The sequence below is a fragment of the Polymorphospora rubra genome, from assembly GCF_018324255.1.
Lineage (GTDB): Bacteria > Actinomycetota > Actinomycetes > Mycobacteriales > Micromonosporaceae > Polymorphospora > Polymorphospora rubra.
This window is the reverse complement of the sequence record NZ_AP023359.1, coordinates 4,413,535-4,431,917: the sequence shown is the minus strand read 5'-3', so window position 1 is coordinate 4,431,917 and position 18,383 is coordinate 4,413,535. Positions and strand designations below refer to the sequence as shown.

At 73.4% G+C, this 18,383-nt stretch carries 11 protein-coding genes and 1 pseudogene; 6 read left to right on the top strand and 6 right to left on the bottom strand.

The features are described 5' to 3' along the window. The 5 genes and pseudogenes from Prubr_RS20055 (at nt 1) to Prubr_RS20035 (ending at nt 11,167) form a co-directional block, all read left to right on the top strand. The gene (locus Prubr_RS20055) at nt 1–747 is read left to right on the top strand and encodes a DUF6875 domain-containing protein (protein ID WP_212816470.1); all 747 of its coding nucleotides are present in this window, start codon (nt 1–3) and stop codon (nt 745–747) included. Further along, nucleotides 744–4,046: a non-ribosomal peptide synthetase gene (locus tag Prubr_RS20050; RefSeq protein WP_212816469.1), complete on the top strand. Its 3,303-nt coding sequence runs from the start codon at nt 744–746 to the stop codon at nt 4,044–4,046. Before Prubr_RS20055 ends, Prubr_RS20050 begins: the two co-directional genes overlap by 4 nt. Before the next feature lie 35 nt (nt 4,047–4,081). Beyond that, nucleotides 4,082–8,566: a non-ribosomal peptide synthetase family protein gene (locus tag Prubr_RS20045; protein WP_212828283.1), complete on the top strand. Its 4,485-nt coding sequence runs from the start codon at nt 4,082–4,084 to the stop codon at nt 8,564–8,566. Further along, nucleotides 8,559–9,893 (top strand): annotated as a pseudogene (locus tag Prubr_RS20040) (MFS transporter); the annotation flags it as partial. The gene Prubr_RS20045 and the pseudogene Prubr_RS20040, both read left to right, overlap by 8 nt. A 212-nt stretch (nt 9,894–10,105) precedes the next feature. Beyond that, a complete protein-coding gene (locus Prubr_RS20035; protein ID WP_212816467.1) occupies nt 10,106–11,167 on the top strand; it encodes a methyltransferase in 1,062 nt (353 codons plus the stop codon). 86 nt (nt 11,168–11,253) lie between these two features. On the opposite strand, the gene Prubr_RS36925 is transcribed toward Prubr_RS20035, so the two are convergent. Then, nucleotides 11,254–11,892 (bottom strand): cupin domain-containing protein, encoded by a 639-nt coding sequence (locus Prubr_RS36925; protein ID WP_246567391.1) that lies wholly within the window; start codon nt 11,890–11,892, stop codon nt 11,254–11,256. A 308-nt stretch (nt 11,893–12,200) separates the two neighbouring features. On the opposite strand from Prubr_RS36925, the gene Prubr_RS20025 reads away from it, so the two are divergent. Further along, the gene (locus Prubr_RS20025) at nt 12,201–13,022 is read left to right on the top strand and encodes an Fpg/Nei family DNA glycosylase (RefSeq protein ID WP_212816466.1); all 822 of its coding nucleotides are present in this window, start codon (nt 12,201–12,203) and stop codon (nt 13,020–13,022) included. Here Prubr_RS20025 and Prubr_RS20020 read toward each other — a convergent pair. From Prubr_RS20020 to Prubr_RS20000, 5 genes are all read right to left on the bottom strand, one after another. Further along, nucleotides 13,015–13,251, bottom strand: a complete 237-nt coding sequence (locus Prubr_RS20020) for a hypothetical protein (protein ID WP_212816465.1) — start codon at nt 13,249–13,251, stop codon at nt 13,015–13,017. The genes Prubr_RS20025 and Prubr_RS20020 overlap by 8 nt on opposite strands. Before the next feature lie 113 nt (nt 13,252–13,364). After that, complete coding sequence (locus Prubr_RS20015) at nt 13,365–13,826, bottom strand: cytidine/deoxycytidylate deaminase family protein (protein ID WP_212816464.1); 462 nt, start codon at nt 13,824–13,826, stop codon at nt 13,365–13,367. After that, entirely contained in the window at nt 13,823–14,515 is a 693-nt protein-coding gene (locus tag Prubr_RS20010; protein WP_212816463.1) for a RibD family protein, read from the bottom strand. The genes Prubr_RS20015 and Prubr_RS20010 overlap by 4 nt, the downstream gene beginning before the upstream one ends. Before the next feature lie 15 nt (nt 14,516–14,530). Beyond that, a complete protein-coding gene (locus Prubr_RS20005; RefSeq protein ID WP_212816462.1) occupies nt 14,531–16,264 on the bottom strand; it encodes a BCCT family transporter in 1,734 nt (577 codons plus the stop codon). 139 nt (nt 16,265–16,403) lie between these two features. Continuing rightward, nucleotides 16,404–18,371, bottom strand: a complete 1,968-nt coding sequence (locus Prubr_RS20000) for a fibronectin type III domain-containing protein (protein WP_212816461.1) — start codon at nt 18,369–18,371, stop codon at nt 16,404–16,406. Between the last annotated feature and the right edge of the window lie 12 nt (nt 18,372–18,383).

The window sequence follows — 18,383 nt, the reverse complement described above, 5'->3', positions numbered from 1 at the left end:
GTGCTCACCCATCCCGACCGGCCCGGACTCGCCCTGTTCGAGGCCGCCGACCTGGTCGCCGAACCGCTGCACCCGCGCATCGACGGGATCGCCGACCGGCTGCGCGGCGTGATCCGGTGGGCCCGCGAATACCTCTGCGAGCCGCATCCGGACCTGGGCCGCAAGGGACCGGTCTGCCCGTACGCGCAGGGGTCGCTGGACCGCGGCATCTTCTACCTGGCCGTCTACCGGGGCAGCACCGTCGACCTGGTCGAACTCGACGAACTGCTCGCCGGCTACCGGGACTGGTTCCGGCGGCTCGACCCGGTCTCCGGGCCGGCCGCCCAGTTCAAGACGATCCTGGTGACCCTGCCCGACCTGGCGAACGAGACCGCCCGGCCGATCATCGACGCGGCGCAGGAGCGGCTCAAGCCGGCGTACACCGAGCAGGGGCTGATGATCGGCGAGTTCCACGACGGGCCGCCGGCCAAGGGCGGGCTGTGGAACCCGGACTTCCTGCCGCTGAACAGCCCGCTGCCGCTGCTGGCCGTACGCCACATGGTGGCCAACGACTTCCCGTTCCTCGCCGACAGCCCGGTGACCCTGGCCGCGTACCTGCGGCACTTCGCGGGCGCGGGATCGGTCGGGTTGCGCGAGCAGGTCGCCGCGGCGGCCGGCCGGTTCGGACTCACCGTGCCCGAGCCCCGCACCGAGCAGACGCCGCTGCGGCGGATATCAATGAGCGAGCGAATCGAGAAGGTGTCATGACGGCGGACGTTCCGGCACAGGGCGGCAAGCGGGCGCTGCTCGCGCGGATGCTGACCGAGCGGGCGAAGGCGCCGCGCAGTTACCCGGTGTCGTTCGGGCAGCAGCGGCTGTGGTTCCTCGACCGGTTCCAGCCCGGCGACCCGGTCTACAACATCCCGGTCGCGTTCAAGGTGGCCGGCCCGCTCGACCCGGGCGCGCTGCGGGCCGCCCTGAACGTGGTGGTCGGGCGGCACGGCGCCCTGCGCACCACGTTCGCCGAGGCCGGTGGCGAGCCGGTGCAGGTGGTCCGGCCGGCGGTGGAGTTCGACCTGCCGGTCGTCGACCTGGCGGGGCATCCGGCGGCCGACCGGGCGGCGGAGGCGGTCCGGCTGGCGTGGGCCGACGCGGCCGCGCCGTTCGACCTGGCCGCCGGGCCGCTGTTCCGGGCCAAGCTGATCCGGGTCGGCGAGGAGGAGCACTACCTCGCGCTGAACCTGCACCACATCATCTGCGACGCCTGGTCGCTGGGCGTGCTGTTCCGGGAGCTGAGCACGGCGTACGCGGCGATCCTGGCCGGCGAGAAGCCGAAGCTGCCGGAGCTGCCGACCCAGTACGCCGACTTCGCCGTCTGGCAGCGCGACAGGCTCGCCGGCGACACCCTGCGTGAACAGCTCGACTACTGGGTCGACCACCTGCGCGGGGCGCCGGCACTGCTGTCGCTGCCCACCGACCGGCCCCGGCCGGCGGTCCGGTCCTACCGGGGCGCGCTGCACTACTTCACCCTGCCGAACGCCCTGAAGCAGCGGCTCGAGACGTTCAACCAGGCCACCGGCGTCACGATGTTCATGACCCTGCTGGCCGCCTTCCAGGCGGTGCTGTCGCGGCACAGCGGCCAGGACGACATCGTGGTGGGTACCCCGGTCGCCGGCCGTAACCACCCGGATCTGGAGGGGCTGGTCGGGTTCTTCGTCAACACGGTCGCCCTGCGGGTGTCGACCGCCGGTTCGCCGTCGCTGCGGGAACTGGCGGGCCGGGTACGCGAGGTGACGCTCGGCGGCCTCGGCCACGCCGACGTACCGTTCGAGAAGCTGGTCGAGGAGTTGCAGCCGGAGCGCAGTCTCGGCCACTCGCCGGTCTTCCAGGCGCAGATGATCCTGCAGAACGCGCCGAACGACGAACTGGTCTTCGGCTCGGCCTCGGCGAACTCGCTGGAGGTCGACAGCGGCAGCGCCAAGTTCGACATCTCGCTGGTCGGCGAGACGATGCCGTCGGGTGCGCTGCGGCTGGCGTTCGAGTACGACACCGACCTGTTCGACGCCGAGACGGTGGCCCGGCTCGGCCGGCACCTGACCGCGCTGCTCGACGCCGGGGTCGCCGAGCCGGACCGGCCACTGAACCGGATCCCGCTGCTGACCGGGGTGGAGCGCTGGCGGGCGGTCGTGGAGTGGAACGACACCGAGCGCGGCCTGCCACCGGTCGACTCGATCCTCGACCTGCTCGACGACGAGCCGGCGCCGCCCGGCACCCCGCCGGCGCTGACCGGACCGGACGGCGCCGTCGACCCGGCCGGCCTGGCGCGGCGGTCGGACCTGATCGCGCACCGGCTGGTCGCGGCCGGCGTCGAGCCGGGTACGCCGGTCGGGCTGTGCCTGGACCGGGGCGTCGACATGGTGGCGGCGGTGCTGGGGGTCTGGAAGGCCGGCGCCGGCTACCTGCCCCTGGATCCGAGCCTGCCCGCCGACCGGCTGCGCTACATGCTGTCCGATTCCGGGGCCCGGGTGGTGGTGACCCAGAACGCGGTCGCGAACCGGCTCGACGGGGCGCTCGACGACGTACCCACGGTCCTGCGGCTCGACGACGGCGCGGGCACCGACGTCCCGGCCGGTCCGCCGGGCGTCGCGGTCCACCCGGAGGGGCTCGCCTACCTGATCTACACCTCGGGTTCGACGGGCCGCCCGAAGGGCGTGGCGGTGCCGCACCGGGCGGTGGTCAACCTGGTCGCGTCGTTCCACGACGACCTGGATCTCGGGCCGGAGGACGTCTTCGCCGCGGTGACCACGCTGTCGTTCGACATCTCCGTCCTCGAACTGCTGGTCCCGCTGGTGCGCGGCACCCCGCTGCTGGTCGTCGGCACCGAGGAGGTCGGTGACGGCCCGGCGCTGCGCCGCCGGCTGGTCGACGCCGGCGTCACCGCGATGCAGGCCACCCCGGCGACGTGGCGGCTGCTGCTGGCCACCGGCGGGGTGCCCGACGGGCTGCGGCTGCGGCTGTGCGGCGGCGAGGCGCTGCCGCCGGACCTGGCCACCGCCCTGACGACCGACGGCGCCACGCTGTGGAACTGCTACGGCCCGACCGAGACCACGGTCTGGTCGGCGGCGACGCCGGTCGCGCCGGACGCCGCCATCGACCTCGGCGCCCCGATCGCCAACACCCGGCTGTACGTCCTGGACGAGGCCCTCCAGCCGGTGCCGGTCGGCGTCGTCGGCGAGGTGCACATCGGTGGCGCCGGTGTGGTGCGCGGCTACCACGGCCGGGCCGGCCTGACCGCGGAGCGGTTCCGGCCGGATCCGTTCGCCGAGCAGCCCGGCGCCCGGCTGTACGCCACCGGTGACCTGGCGCGGCAGCGGTCCGACGGCCGGCTGGAGTTCCTCGGCCGGATCGACCACCAGGTCAAGGTGCGCGGGTTCCGGATCGAGCTAGGCGAGATCGAGGCCGCCCTGCGCGGACACGAACTGGTCGCCGACGCGGTGGTCGGCACCTGGGCCGGCGAGGGCGGCGACGCCCGGCTGGTCGCGTACGCCGTACCGGCGCCGGGCGCCGACCCGGAGGCACTGTGGACAGCGGTCCGGCCGACCCTGGCCGGCCGGCTGCCGGAGTACATGATTCCGGCTACCCTGATGCCGCTGACCGCGCTGCCGCTCAACGCCAACGGCAAGGTCGACCGCAACGCGCTTCCCGAGCCGCGCTGGGGTGACCCGGAGGCGGAGCGGGTGCCGCCGCGCGACCCGGTCGAGCGGGTCCTCGCCGAGATCTGGCAGGAGGTGCTGCGGGTCGACGGGGTCGGGGCGTTCGACGACTTCTTCCGGCTGGGCGGCCACTCGCTGCTGGGGGCGCAGGCGCTGAGCCGGATCGGTGCGACGTTCGAGATGGAGGTGCCGATCCGGGTGCTGTTCGAGGCTCCGACGGTGGCCACCATGGCCGGGGCCCTGCGCGACCGCGAGCCGGCCGCCGGGCACGTCGACACGATCGCCGCCCTGCGGCAGGAGGTGGCCGGGCTGTCCACCGAGGAGCTGCGCGCACTGCTCGGCGAGCAGTCGTGACCGACGCCGATCGGGAGCGGCTGATCCGGGAGCTGATGGCCCGGCGCGGGCTGGCGACGGCGGTCCGGCCGGCGGGCATCCCGCGCCGGCCGGCGGACGCCCCGGTCCCGCTGTCGCCGATGCAGGAGGGCCTGTGGTTCCTCGACCGGATCGAGCCCGGCAACCCGGCGTACGTCCTCAGCCAGGCGGCCCGGCTCGGCGGTGTGTTGCGGCACGACGACGTGCAGGCGGCCGTCGACGACGTGGTGGCCCGGCACGAGGCGCTGCGGACGTACTTCACCGAGCGGGACGGCCGGGTCGAGCAGGTCGTCCTGCCGGCCGGTGACCCGACGGTCCGGTCGGTCGTCCACTACGAGGACGTCTCCGACCGGCCCGACCCGGAGGCGGCGATCGTCGCGGCGGCCAACGCGGAGACCGAGACCGGGTTCGACCTGGGCCGGGCGCCGCTGCTGCGGGTCCGGCTGTCCCGGCTGGGTGCCGACGACCACCTGCTGGTGGTCAGCCTGCACCACATCGTCGCCGACGACCGTTCGGTCAGCGTGGTGATGAGCGAGATCCTCGACGGCCAGCACCGGCACCGGACCGGGGAGGGGGCGGCGGAGCCGCCGGCGGTGCAGTTCCCGGACCACGTGGTGTGGCAGCACGGGCGGATGGCGGGCGGGGCGGCGCAGAAGCAGCGGGAGTTCTGGACCCGGCAGCTCGCCGGCGCCACCGGGATGCTGGAGCTGCCCACCGACCGGCCCCGGCCGGCGAAGCAGACGTTCGCCGGCAGGACCCGGTCGTTCCCGGTCCCCGACGGGCTGGCCGCCGCGGTCGACGCGCTGGCCCGGCGTACCGGGTCGACCCGGTTCATGGTGTTCCTGGCCGCGACGCAGATCATGCTGAGCCGGCTGAGCGGGCAGGACGACGTCATCGTCGGCTCGCCGGTGTCGATCCGGCGCGGGCCGGAGCAGGAGTCGATCGTCGGGCTGATGGTCAACAGCCTGCCGCTGCGCACCGACCTGTCCGGCGATCCGACCCTGGCCGAGGTGCTGGACCGGGTACGGCGGACCTGCGTCGAGTCGCTCGACCACGCCGACCTGCCGTTCGAGCAGGTGGTCGAGCTGGCGAAGCTGCCCCGCGACCTGAGCCGCAACCCGCTCTTCCAGGTCATGGCCCTGATCAACCCCGGTGGGGTGCCCCGGCCGTGGAAGGACCTGACGTTGCGGCCGGTCGGGCTGGCCCGGGACACCTCCCGGATGGACCTGACCGTGGCCGCGTACGAGTTCGCCGGCCGGCTCGGCGGGGTGCTGGACTACAACACCGACCTGTTCGACGCGGTGACCATCGACCGTCTCGTCGCCCGGTTCCTCGCGGTGCTGTCGGTGCTGACCGGCGACCCCGACCAGCGGCTGTCCACACTGGACCTGACCGGGCCGGCGGAGCTGGCCGACCTGGCCCGGTGGAACGACACCGGCCGCGACTACCAGTCCGGCGCCGGCCTGTACGACCTCTTCGCCGCCCGGGCGGCACTGGCCCCGGAGGCCCCGGCCATCCTCGACGCCAGCCCCGACGCGCTGCCGGCGGCGTCCGGCACCGGCGCCCGGCCGGACGGCTCGGCACCACCGGCGGCGCCCGCCTCCGACATCCCGGTGGTGACGTACGGCGAGCTCGACCGCCGGGCCGGCGTGCTCGCCGACCGGCTGCGGTCCGCCGGCGTACGCCCCGACCAACCGGTCGCCGTCGCGCTGCCGGCCGGCGTCGCCGCCGTCACCGGCATCCTCGGCGTGCTCCGGGCCGGCGCCGGCTACCTGCCGCTCGACCCGGCCCACCCGCCGGCCCGGCTGCGGGCGCTGCTCGACGACGCCGGGGTGGCCGTGACGGTCACCGGTGCGGCCCACGCGGCCGCGTTCGCCGGCTGGCCGGGCACCCTGGTGGTGCTCGACGCCGACGGCCACCCGACCGGCGCCGGGCCGGCGGCCGGCTCCGTCGTCCCGGCCGCCGGGCACCCGGACCAGCTCGCGTACGTCATCTACACCTCCGGTTCGACCGGTGCCCCCAAGGGCGTCATGGTCGGCCACCGGACCGCCGCCAACCTCGCGCTGGCCTTCGCCGACCTGCACGACATCGGCCCCGGCGACCGGCTGCTGATGCTGCCACCGCTGAGCTTCGACGCCTCGGTCGGCGACCTCTTCCCCGCCCTGGTCAGCGGGGCGGCCGTGGTCCTGCACCGGGAGCCGGCCGCGCTGACCGGGCCGGGTGTGCTCGAACTCTGCCACCGGCACGGGATCACCCTGGTGGACACCGCGGCTCCACTGTGGATCCGTTGGGTCGGCGACCTGGCCACGGCCGGCGACACCGTCGACACCGGGCCGCTGCGGGCGGTCATGGTCGGCGGCGAGGGGGTGCCGCTGTCCGCCGTACGGGACTGGGCCGCCCGCACCAACGGCAAGATCTCGCTGTACAACCACTACGGGCCGACCGAGGCGACGGTCTGCGCCACCACGTACGCCACCGTCGACGGCGCGGAGCTGCCCGGCCTGACCCGGCTGCCGATCGGCCGGCCGGTGCCCAACGTCCGGGTGCACGTCCTCGGCCGCGACCTGCGCCCGGTGCCGATCGGCACCCCCGGCGAGGTGTACGTCGGCGGCACCGCCCCGGCCCGCGGCTACCTCGGCGCGCCCGGGGTGACCGCCGCCCGCTTCGTACCCGACCCGTTCGGCGCCCCCGGCGACCGCCTCTACCGCACCGGCGACCTGGCCCGGCACCGCTCCGACGGCACGCTGGAGTTCCTCGGCCGCACCGACCGGCAGGTCAAGATCCGCGGCCACCGGATCGAGATCGGCGAGGTCGAGGCGGCCTGCGCCGACCTGCCCGGGGTGAGCCGGGCGGCGGTCGTGGTCGCCGAGGGCAACGCCGGGCCCCGGCTGGTCGCCTACCTGGTGCCCGGTGCCGGCGACATCGACGTGCCCGCGGCCCGGGCCGCGCTGCGCCGGCGGATGCCGGACCACCTGGTGCCGTCGGCGTTCGTCGTCGTGGCCGACCTGCCGGTCAACCGGCACGGCAAGCTCGACCTGGCCGCCCTGCCCGACCCCGGCGCGGAGGCCGACCGGCCGCCGTACGTGCCGCCGCGCACCGACACCGAACGCGCCGTCGCCGCCGTCTGGTCCGACCTGCTCGACGGCGCGCGGGCCGGCCGGCACGACAACTTCTTCGACCTCGGCGGACACTCGCTGCTCGCCGCGCCGTTCGTCGCCGCGCTGCGGGCCCGGCTCGGCGTCGACGTGTCGATGCGGGCCCTGTTCGACACCGCCGACCTCGCCGACCTCGCCGCCCTGGTCGACGGCGACGACACCGACCGGGCCGCCGCCGGCGTCGAACTGCTGCGCGCCGAGGCCCGGCTCGGCGACGCGCTGCCGGTCGCCGCCGGCGAGCCGGCCGCCGTACCGGCGCAGGCGCTCTTCACCGGCGCCACCGGCTTCCTCGGCGCCTACCTGCTCGCCGACTGGCTCGACCACACCACCGCCACCGTGCACTGCCTGGTCCGGGCCGCGACCCCGGCCGCGGCCGCCGACCGGGTACGCGCCAACCTGCGCAAGTACGGCAAGTGGCGGGACGGGTGGGCCGACCGGATCGTCGGGGTGCCCGGCGACCTCGGCGAGCCCCGGCTCGGGCTGACCGGAGCCGCGTTCGCCGACCTCGCCGACCGGCTCGACGCGGTGGTGCACAACGGTGGCGTGGTCAACTTCCTCCAGGCCTATCCGGCGCTGCGGCCGGCGAACGTCGGCGGCACCCTGGAGGTGCTGCGGCTGGCCGGCACCGGCCGGCCGACCGCCGTCCACTTCGTCTCCACCCTGGGCGTCTTCCTCACCCCGGCGAACACCCTCGGACTGGTCCACGAGGGCGACCGGCCGGACGACTGCGAAGGCATCGGCGAGGGCTACAACGCCACCAAGTGGGTCGCCGACGCCCTGGTCCGCGCCGCCCGCGACCGGGGGATGCGGGTCGGCGTACACCGGCCGGCCCGGATCACCGGCGACGCCGTCTCCGGCGTCGGCAACGTCGACGACTACTTCAGCCGGCTGCTGAAGACCTGCGTGCAGCTGCGCGCCGTACCCGACATCGACGACGCCGTCGACCTCGCCCCGGTCGACTACGTCGGCGCCGGGATCGGGCACCTGACCCGCACCGGGTCGACCGGCGACCACCACTTCTACAACAACCGGACGCTCACCTTCGGCGGCCTCGCCGAGGCGCTGACCGGCTTCGGCTACCCGGCCGACCTGGTGCCGTACGGGAAGTGGCGGGCCGCCCTGCTCGACCGGCCGGACGTCGCGCTGGCCGGCTTCGCCCCGATGTTCGGCACCCAGACGCCGGTACGTACCCAGCCGACCTTCGACTGCTCGGCCACCGAGGCGACGCTCGCCGCCGCCGGTATCGTCTGCCCACCGGCGGATTCGGCCCTGGTGCACACCTATCTGTCGGCGTTCGTCCGGGCCGGCTTCCTCGACCCACCATCTCCCGGGAGCAGCAATGGCTGACCTCGCCATCCCCGCCCGCCGGCTGGTCGCCATCTGGCTCGCCCAGCTCCTCTCGCTGATCGGATCAAGCCTCACCGCGTTCGTCCTGGGCGTCTGGGTCTACCAGGAGACCGGCTCGGTCACCCAGTTCGCGATGATCTTCCTGTCCGCGACGCTGCCGGCCGTGCTGGTCGCCCCGTTCGCCGGGGTACTCGCCGACGGCCGGGACCGGCGCAAGCTGATGCTGGCCAGCGACACCGTCGCCGCGCTCGGCACCGCCGCCCTCGCCCTGCTGGTGGCCAGCGACAACCTGGCGGTCTGGCACATCTACGTCGCCGGCGCGGTCACCGCGGCGGCGTCGACGGTACAGGGGGTCGCCTACCAGTCGATGACCCCGTCGCTGGTCGGCAAGAAGCACCTCGGCCGGTTCAACGGCCTGATGCAGGTCTCCCGGGCCGTGCAGATCGCCGCCCCGCTGCTGGCCGGCGTCCTGGTGGTCACCATCGGCGTCGCCGGCGTGATGGCGATCGACCTGGTCACCTTCGTGATCGCGGCGACCACCCTGATGCTGGTCAGGATCCCGTCCTCGATCACCCGCCCGCCGAAGAGCGGCGACTCGGCCGAACCGCTGCTGCGCCGGGCCGCCGCCGGCTGGCGGCACCTGCGCGACCGGCCCGGCCTGCTCCAGCTCATGGTGGTCTTCGCCGTCTACAACTTCCTCTTCGGCATCGCCGGGGTGCTGGTCCAGCCGCTGATCCTGTCGTTCGCCGACGCCGACACGCTCGGCGTGCTGATGTTCGCCGGTGGCGCCGGCCTCTTCGCCGGCAGCCTGGTCATGGGTGCCTGGGGCGGCCCGAAGCGCCGGATCAACGCGGTCTGCGGCGGCCTCGCCGGCGGCGGCGTCGCCCTGGTGCTGCACTCGCTGTCGCCGTCGGCCTGGCTGATCGGCATCGTCGCACCGCTGTTCCTGTTCATGCTGCCGATCATCAACAGCTCCACGATGACGCTGATCCAGACCAAGACCGAACCGTCGGTGCTCGGCCGGGTGCTCGCCACCGCCCGGGTGCTCGGCGACGCGAGCGTGCCGCTGGCGTACATCATCGCCGGCCCGCTGGTCGACAGCTTCTTCGAGCCGCTGATGCAGCCCGGCGGGGCGCTGGCGGACTCGGTCGGCTCGGTGATCGGCACCGGCCCCGGTCGGGGCATCGCCCTGCTGTTCGTGATCACCGGCACGGTGATGGTGGTGCTGGCCGCGGTCGCCTGGGCCCGGCCCGGGGTACGGCGGGTCGACGACCTCCCCGACGCCCTGCCCGACGAGCCGGCGCCCGCTTCCGCCGAGCCCGCCGAGCCCGCCGCCGAGGGTGTCGCCGGCGCGGCCGGGCCGGATGCCGCCAAACCGGCCACCGTGGCCGCCGGCTCCGTCCCGGCCACCGGCCCCGTCCCGGACACCGGCCCCGTCCCGGACACCGAGCCCGCCCCGGTGCCGAAACCGGTTGGCGAACCGGAGCCGGACACCGCACCCGCCACCCGCTGACCAGAACCGCCCGAAGGAGCCCAGCCATGCCGGTGCCGATCCAACCCGAGGAACTCAAGCAGTTCGTCGAAACCGACGAGGCGCCCGCCGCGTACCTCGACCTGCTCAACGCGGTGTCGTTCCGGACCGCCGGCGCCGGCCTGCGGCTGGGCGTCTTCGAGGCGCTCGCCGACGGCCCGCTGCCGCTCGACGCGCTCGCCGAGCACACCGGCACCGACCGGCTCGGCCTGCGCCTGCTGGTCGAGGCGCTGGCCGGGTACGGCTACCTCGAACGCACCGACGCCGGCTACGCCAACAGCGCCAACACCGCCCGCTGGCTGCTGCGCTCCGCGCCGGGCACCTTCGCCCCGGTGCTGTCGTTCTGGTCGGCGCTGGTCACGCACTGGTGGCACGACCTGGAGGAATCGGTCCGCCGCGGTGGCCCCACCGGCGACTTCTACGCCTGGCTGGAGACCCGCCCGGACACCCTGGCCGACTTCCAGACCATGCTGCGCCGGCTCGCCGACTGGCTCGGCGAGGAGATCGTCCCGCTGGTGCCGCTCGGCGCCGGCGCGACCAGCCTCGTCGACCTCGGCGGCGGCCACGCCAGCTACTCGGTGGCGTTCCTGCGCGCCAACCCGCACCTGCGGGCCACCGTCGTCGACCTCGAGGGCGCGCTCCGCCAGGGCGCGCAGACGGTGGCTGCCGCCGGCGTCGCCGACCGCGTCGACCTGCGCCCCGGCGACCTCTTCGGCACCGAGATCGGCACCGGCCACGACCTGGTGCTGCTGTTCAACATCGTGCACGGCTACCAGCGCGACGACGTACTCACCCTGCTGCGCCGGGCCGCCGCCGCGCTCCGCCCCGGTGGAAGGGTGGCGCTGCTGGAGCCGCTCGCCGACGTACCCGAGCGGCCACCGGGGGTCGGCGAGTCGTTCGTCCGGATGTTCAGCCTCAACCTGTTCCACACCCAGGGCGGCCGGGCGTACGGCCTCGACGAGCTGACCGACCTGCTGGGCGAGGCGGGCTTCACCGACGTACGGCAGACCCTGCTGACCCGGTCCGACACCGACCATCTGGTCGTCGCCACCCTGCCGTCCGGCGACTGACTTACCGGGACGTCGTTGTTGATCTGGGCGTCAGCCACCTTATCCGCGCCGGGTAAGGTGGCTGACGCCCAGATCAACTGCCCGGGCTACGCGGCGCGGAGGTAGGTCAGTTCGACCACGCGGTAGGTGTGGGTCTCCGGCCCGGCCGCGGTGAGCACGTGCCGCTCGCCGGACGCCAGGTGGTGCACGCCGTCCCGGTCCGGGGCGGACAGGCCGACCACGACCGCCGGCACATCCCCGGCCCGCCACTCCAGGCTGCCGCCGGCCGCGACCTCGACGTGCCGGACGCGTACCTCGTCGTTCTCGAACACGACGGTCCCGGCCGGCCCGGCCCCGGCGCCCGCGCCACCGGCCGGAGCCGGTTCCGGTACGCCGGACGCCTCCTCGCCGAGGTCCAGCAGCTCGATGATCCGGTTGCGGTAGTCGGCGTCGCCGTGGTTGGTCAGCATGTGCACCGGCGAGACCGGCCGATACACGACCCCGCCGACCTGCTCCGACAGGAACCGGGGCGGGGCGCCGTCGAGCCAGTCCATCCGGCACGCCGACGTCGCCAGGCAGAGCACCACGTACGGGTTGTGGTGCAGGTGCCACGGCTGCGACTCGCCGGGGGCGAGCCGGACCTCCCAGACCCGGACGCGCCGGTTCTCCAGCAGCACCCGCTGGCCGATCTCGCCGAGTACGACGGAGTTGCCGTCCGGGGCCTGCACGACGGTTCCCGCGCTCACATCGACTTCCTCTCCTGGCAGGATGCCGGTACCCGGCACCGAACTCTCCGGGCAGGATGCCGGTACCCGGCACCGAACTCTCCGGGCAGGATGCCGGTACCCGGCACCGAACTCTCCGGGCACGATGCCGGTACCCGGCACCGAACTCTCCGGGCAGGATGCCGGTACCCGGCACCGGTCTCTCCGGGCAGGGACCGGTACCGCCGGCTCGCCGACGGCAGTCGATCATAGCCAGGGCCTGGTGATCCGACCTCCTCCTCCCCGCCCGGATCACCAGGGGCGCGGCCGTTGTGCGGCAGGATTGACGGGTGCCCGAAGGCGACACCGTCTGGAACACGGCCCGCGTGCTGGAGCGCGCGCTGGCCGACCGGATCCTGACCGGGTCGGACTTCCGGGTGCCCCGACTGGCGACCACCGACCTGACCGGATGGGCGGTGCGGGAATCCGCCAGCCGGGGCAAGCATTTGCTGCTGCGGCTGCGCCACCCGGAGTCCGACCGCCGGCTCACCCTGCACTCGCACCTGCGGATGGACGGCGCCTGGCGGACGTATGCCCCCGGCGAGCGCTGGACGGCCCGGCCGGCGCACCTGATCCGGGTGGTGCTGCGAACCTCCGAGGCGGTCGCCGTCGGTTACCACCTGCACGACCTGGCCCTGGTGCCGACCGGTCAGGAGTCGACCCTCGTCGGCCATCTCGGGCCGGACCTGCTCGGCGCCGACTGGGACGAGGTCGAGGCCGCCCGCCGGCTGGCCGCCGCCCCGACCGTCGAGATCGCCGACGCGCTGCTCGACCAGCGCAACCTCGCCGGCATCGGCAACCTCTACAAGGCCGAGACGCTGTTCCTGCGTGGGCTGTGGCCGTGGACACCGGTCGGCGAGGTGCCGGACCTGCCGGCCCTGGTCCGGTTGGCGCAGCGCCTGCTCGCCTCGAACCGGGGCCGTTGGCTGCAGACCACCACCGGCTCGCTGCGTCGCACCGAGGCCAACTACGTGTACGGCCGCGGCGGCCGGCCGTGCCACCGCTGCGGCACCCTGGTCCGCCGCGCCGAGCAGGGCGAACGGATCACGTTCTGGTGCCCGCACTGCCAACCCGGACCCGGCACCGCGCCGGGCCGGGCCGGTATCAGGTGAGGGTGGCGTAGTACCAACCCGGGATCGGCTCGTTGCGGTACTGGCAGTCGATGGTTCGGGGAACCGGGGCACCGCTGGTCATGAGGTCGTTGTACGCGGCCTCGCACTCGTAGTAGCCGTACGGCCCGTACCAGGTCGTCACGTAGGCCTGGGCGGGAACGGCGGTGCCGACCACGGTGGCGACGGTCACGGCCGCCAGGGCCAGGATGCGGCGGATCGACGGGCGCATGGCGTCCTCCGGGCGTCGAACAGATACGTATCGACGATCCTATATTCGTCGAGGTCGCGGGGAAAGCGTGTCGGACCTGTCGGAGTTCCACGACCCGCAGGGCGTCAGCCGGGTCACCCCAGACCGAGCACGCGGGCGTTGGTCGCCCTGACCCGGTCGGCCAGGTCGGGCACCTCGATCACCTCGACGCCGGCCGCTTCGAGGAGTTCGACGCCGTCACAGTCGACGAAGACCGGTGGTTCGCGGAGGGCGAGGACGACCCGCCCGATCCCGGCGGCGATGATCAGCTCCGCACAGGGGCGGGGTCTGGACCTGCGCACGCTGCACGGCTCCAGCGAGCTGTAGACCGTCGCTCCGGTCAGGTCGACACCGGTGCCGGAGAGCTTGGCCAGGGCGGACTCCTCGGCGTGGACGTACGGATCCGTCTCGCGCGAGTAGCCGCGGGCCAGTTCCTGACCGTGCCGGTCGACGATGATCGCGCCGACGGCGTAGGCGGTCCGCACCGGCGGGCTGAGCCGGGCCAGCTCGATCGCCACGCACAGCCACTCCCGGTCGACGGCGGATCGGCGGATCATGCCGCACCGAACCGCTCGGAAAGGGCGTAGCGCAGCAGTACGACGTCACCGGTGCGGCGTACCTCGGCGAGGGTGGCGCGATTGCCGGTGCTCCAGGGAAAGACGCCGTCGCCGACGAACCGGGGGGCGCGCGAGTCGCCGACGAAGAGCGGAGCGACGACGAGGTGCAGTTCGTCGGCGAGCCCCGCGGTCAGGAACTGCGTATGGATCGTGCCACCGCCCTCGACCAGTAACCGCCCGACGCCACGGCGGGCCAGGTCCGCCAGCACCAGCCGCAGGTCGACCGGTTGCCCGGCGTCGACGACGGTGGCCGCACCGCCGAGCCGTTCCCGGACCTTGCCGGTCACCGGGGTCGCGCAGTAGACGATCTTTTCGGTGTCGCCGGCCAGGAAGAACCGCGCGGTCGGTTCGAGGTCGCCGCGGCCGGTCACGGTCACCTTCAGCGGCGAGGCCGGCCGACCGCGGGCGATCCGCGTGTCGCGGCGGGTCGGGGAGCGGACGAGGAGCCCCGGGTCGTCCTGCCGGACCGTGTTGGCTCCGACGAGGATCGCGTCACACTCGGCGCGAAGCGCGTCGACGCGGTCGAAGTCGGTGTCGTCGGACAGCAGCAGCCGCTCCGGGGTGGCATCGTCGAGGTAGCCGTCGATGGACATGGCGCAGCTGAGAAGCACGTACGGCCGGTCGCCCACGGGGCTGGATCATAGTCACGGGCGCCCGGGATGCTCCCGGTCGTCGGGTTCCGCCGGCCGGCGCAGGACGTACCAGCGGCGTACCGGGCGGGTCCGCGGGGCCCGTTCCTCCTGGTAGGAACGGGCGGTACGGACCGCCTCGGCCAGGCCGTGCGGGCGGGTCCGCCGTGGTCCGCCCCCGGCCATCGGATCGGCCGCCATCTCCTTGAGCAGCGCGACCGCCAGCCCGAGCATCACCACGACGAACGGCAGCGCGACCATGATGGTCGCCTGCTGGAGTCCGCCCAGGCCACCGGCGAGCAGCAGGACGGCCGCGACGGCGCCGATCATGATCCCCCAGAGCACGGTCAACGCCCGGTGCGGATACAGCGCGCCCCGGGAGGAGAGCGAGCCGAGCACCAGGGCGGCGGAGTCGGCGCTGGTGACGAAGAAGATTCCGATCAGCACCATGGCCACGACGCTGGTGACGGCGGCCAGCGGCAGGGTGTCGAGCAGTCCGAAGAGGGCCTGTTCCGTGCCGGCCCCGACGTCGGCGACGAGGTCACGCGTCCCGGTGGTCTGGGCCCGCAGGGCACTGCCGCCCATCACCGCGAACCAGACCGCGCTGGCCCCGCTCGGCACCAGCAGCACGCCGACCAGGAACTGGCGTACGGTCCGCCCCCGGGAGATCCGGGCGATGAAGGTGCCGACGAAGGGCGCCCAGGAGATCCACCACGCCCAGTAGAAGATGGTCCACCCGCCGAGCCATTCCGGGCCGGTGAACGCACCGGTACGGGTCGAGATCTCGACCAGGCCGGAGAGGTAGTTGCCGACCGCCGCCGGGAGCACGTCGAGGATGTAGACGGTGGGCCCGGCCACGAAGACGAAGAACATCAGGGCCACCGCCAACACGACGTTGGTGGTGGAGAGCCACTTGATCCCCTTGTGCAGCCCGGAGAAGGCGGAGACGACGAAGGCCAGGGTGAGCGCGCCGATGACGATCAACTCGACCGAGACGGTCTCCTCGACACCGGCGACGAGGTGCAGGCCGGCGGCGATCTGCAGCGCTCCCAGGCCGAGGCTGGTCGCGGTGCCGAAGACGGTGGCGAAGATCGCCAACAGGTCGATGGCCCGCCCGGCGGCACCGTCGGCGCGGCTGCCGAGCAGCGGGTGGAACGCGGCCGAGATCCGGTTGCCGCGCCCCTTGCGGAAGGTGGCGTAGGCCAGCGCCAACCCGGCGACGGCGTAGATCGCCCACGGGTGCAGGGTCCAGTGGAAGAGGGTGTACTGCATCGCGGCCGAGGCCGCCCCGGCCGACTCGGCCGCCACCCCGCTGGCCGGCGGCGGCGACCGGAAGTGGTCGATCGGCTCGGCGACGGCGTAGAAGACCAGGCCGATCCCCATTCCGGCGCTGAACATCATGGCGACCCAGGCCAGGTTGCTGAACTCGGGCTCGTCGTCGTCGCGACCGAGCCGGATCCGCCCGAACCGGCTGAGCGCGATCACGATGGCGAGCACCAGGAAGGCGTTGGCGGCGATGACGAAGAACCAGCCGAAGGTGGCGATGGTCCAGTCGAGCCCGCTCGCACCGAACGCGCCGAGCGACTCCTGGGAGAGGATCCCCCAGAGCACCACCGCCAGCACCCCGAGCAGGCCGATCACGACGACGACCGGATCCGGGGTACGCCGCTGCGGCTCACGCACCGCTTCCCCGGCCGGCTCCGCGTACTCGACGGGAGTCGCCGCCGGCCGCTCCGGTTCACCACTCATGTCGGGCCCACCGCTACATCCATATGAGCGTTATATCGGGCATACTGCAGGCAAGGAGATGGAACGGACATTTGCGCGAGGGCCGGTGGGACCACGCGTACGCGGTCCCACCGGCCCCGGTGGGTCGGATCAGCTCAGGTCAGCTGGAGGACAGCTGGTCGAGGCGGCCTTCCTTGTGCCCGAGGATGACCGAGCGGTAGCTGGTGTGGATCACTCCGGTACCGGCGTAGACGAGCTGGATCCGGGCCAGTTCGCAGTGTGTCGGCCGGACGACGAGCTTGCCGCCGGACGGCACGTCGCCGGCCTTCTTGATCCGGTTGCCCTGGAGGTCGAAGTACCAGGCCTCCAGGTCGTACCAGCCGGTGTTGTTGAACTCGATCGCGCTGATCAGCGGCCACGCACTGGCCCGCTGTACCGTGGCCTTGGACTCGATGGTCCGGCCGTCCGGGCCGTACGCGGTCAGGGTGTAGACCACGTTGCCGTCGTGACTTTCCCCGGAGACGTGGTCGGACCAGGCCGCCACGGTCTTCTGGGTCTTGTCGTACAGCGTCTTGTCACCGCGCTTGACCACCACCCGGTTGGCGCCGGTGGTCGTCCAGTTGAGGGTGACGTTCTGCGGGACGCAGGCCTGGATCGTCGACACCGACGAGGTGAAGCCGTTGACCCTCGGTCCCCCGTTGGTCCACTCCATGCCCGTGACGGCCACTCCGGCCTCGTGGCCGGCCTTGCGCGGCAGGATGCCGAACTCGTAGTGGGTCGACGGGTTCAGGTTCCGGATCGCGTACGTCATCACACCGGTGCCCGGGGTGCCCCGGACGGTGGCGTTCTGCCAGGTCTCGGTACCGACCGGGCGCCATCCGACGAGGTAGTCGTCCTCGCCCTCGGCGTTGTCGGTCCACTGGATCTGCAGCGAGTTCTCGCCCCGCGTGATCACCTTCAGACCGGCCGGTGCCGGCAGCGCCGGCCGCAGCGTGGTGACGCAGGCCTGCGCCGACGCCTCGGAGAGCACGTTGTCCACGGTGACCCGGTAGCAGTATTCGGTGCCGGGGGTCAGGTTGACGTTCTTGAACACGCGCTCCTGACCGCCCCCGAGCCACCCCATCCGCTCCCACGGCCCGCCGGCCGTCGACCGCTCGATCAGGTGACCGTCGACCACGTGGGAGCCGGTGCCCCAGCGCAGCTCGATCGAGGTCGAGGTGACCCGCGACCCGGTGAGCGGCTCGATGACGGGCGCCGCGACCGGTGCCGGCAGGGTGTACTCCCGGCAGCCGAGCCCGGTGTCGCCGGAGCCGTATGACCGGTTCTTGGCGAACACGCAGATCTGGTGCGGGCCGGAGACCATCGTGGCCGGGACGGTGACGTCGAAGCCGTGCGCCGGACCGTACCTCGGGTCGAGCCCGGGGCGGTTCACGTTGGCGACGACCGAGCGGACGAACTGCCCGTCGTTGAGGATGTGCACCTCGACCGGGGCCGTGGGCTCGTCCGGGTCGACCGCCCAGCCGCGGATCCGCACGTTGCCTCCGAACCGGTCGGCCGCGTCCAGCGCCCCGAACGGCTGGTGCGCCACCGAGTACGGCTTGCAGCCGAGCGACCTGTTCGTGCCGGCGCCACGGTTGACGGCGGTGAGGCAGATGGTGTGGTCGCCGTCGACCGGCTTCTCCGGGACGCTGATCACGAAGCCACGACGGTTGCCGTAGCCGGCGTAGTCGGCCACCGGGCCGGGCAGGGCCTGGTTGGCGGGCTTGCTGCCGACCAGCTTGCCGTCCTGGTGGACCTGCACCTCGACGGCGTCGTACGTGTCGCCGTCGACGGCCCACCCACGCAGGGTGAGCGTGGTCCCGTTCCGCTCCAACGCGTCGAACGAGCCGACCGGGTCGAACGAGACGGCCAGCGGCAGGCAGCCGACGCCGACGTCGTGTCCCGGCCCGTTGTTGATCGCGGTGGCGCAGACGCTGCTGCCGACGACCGCCGGCACGGTGCCCGCGAACTGGCCGTTGGCACCGGCCGTCACCGAACCGACCTTCCGGCCGCCGATGCTGAGGTCGACGCGGACGTTGCCGCCGTCCGGGTCCTCGGCCCGGCCGGTCACCAGAATGCCGGCCGGCACCCGGGTCGCTGT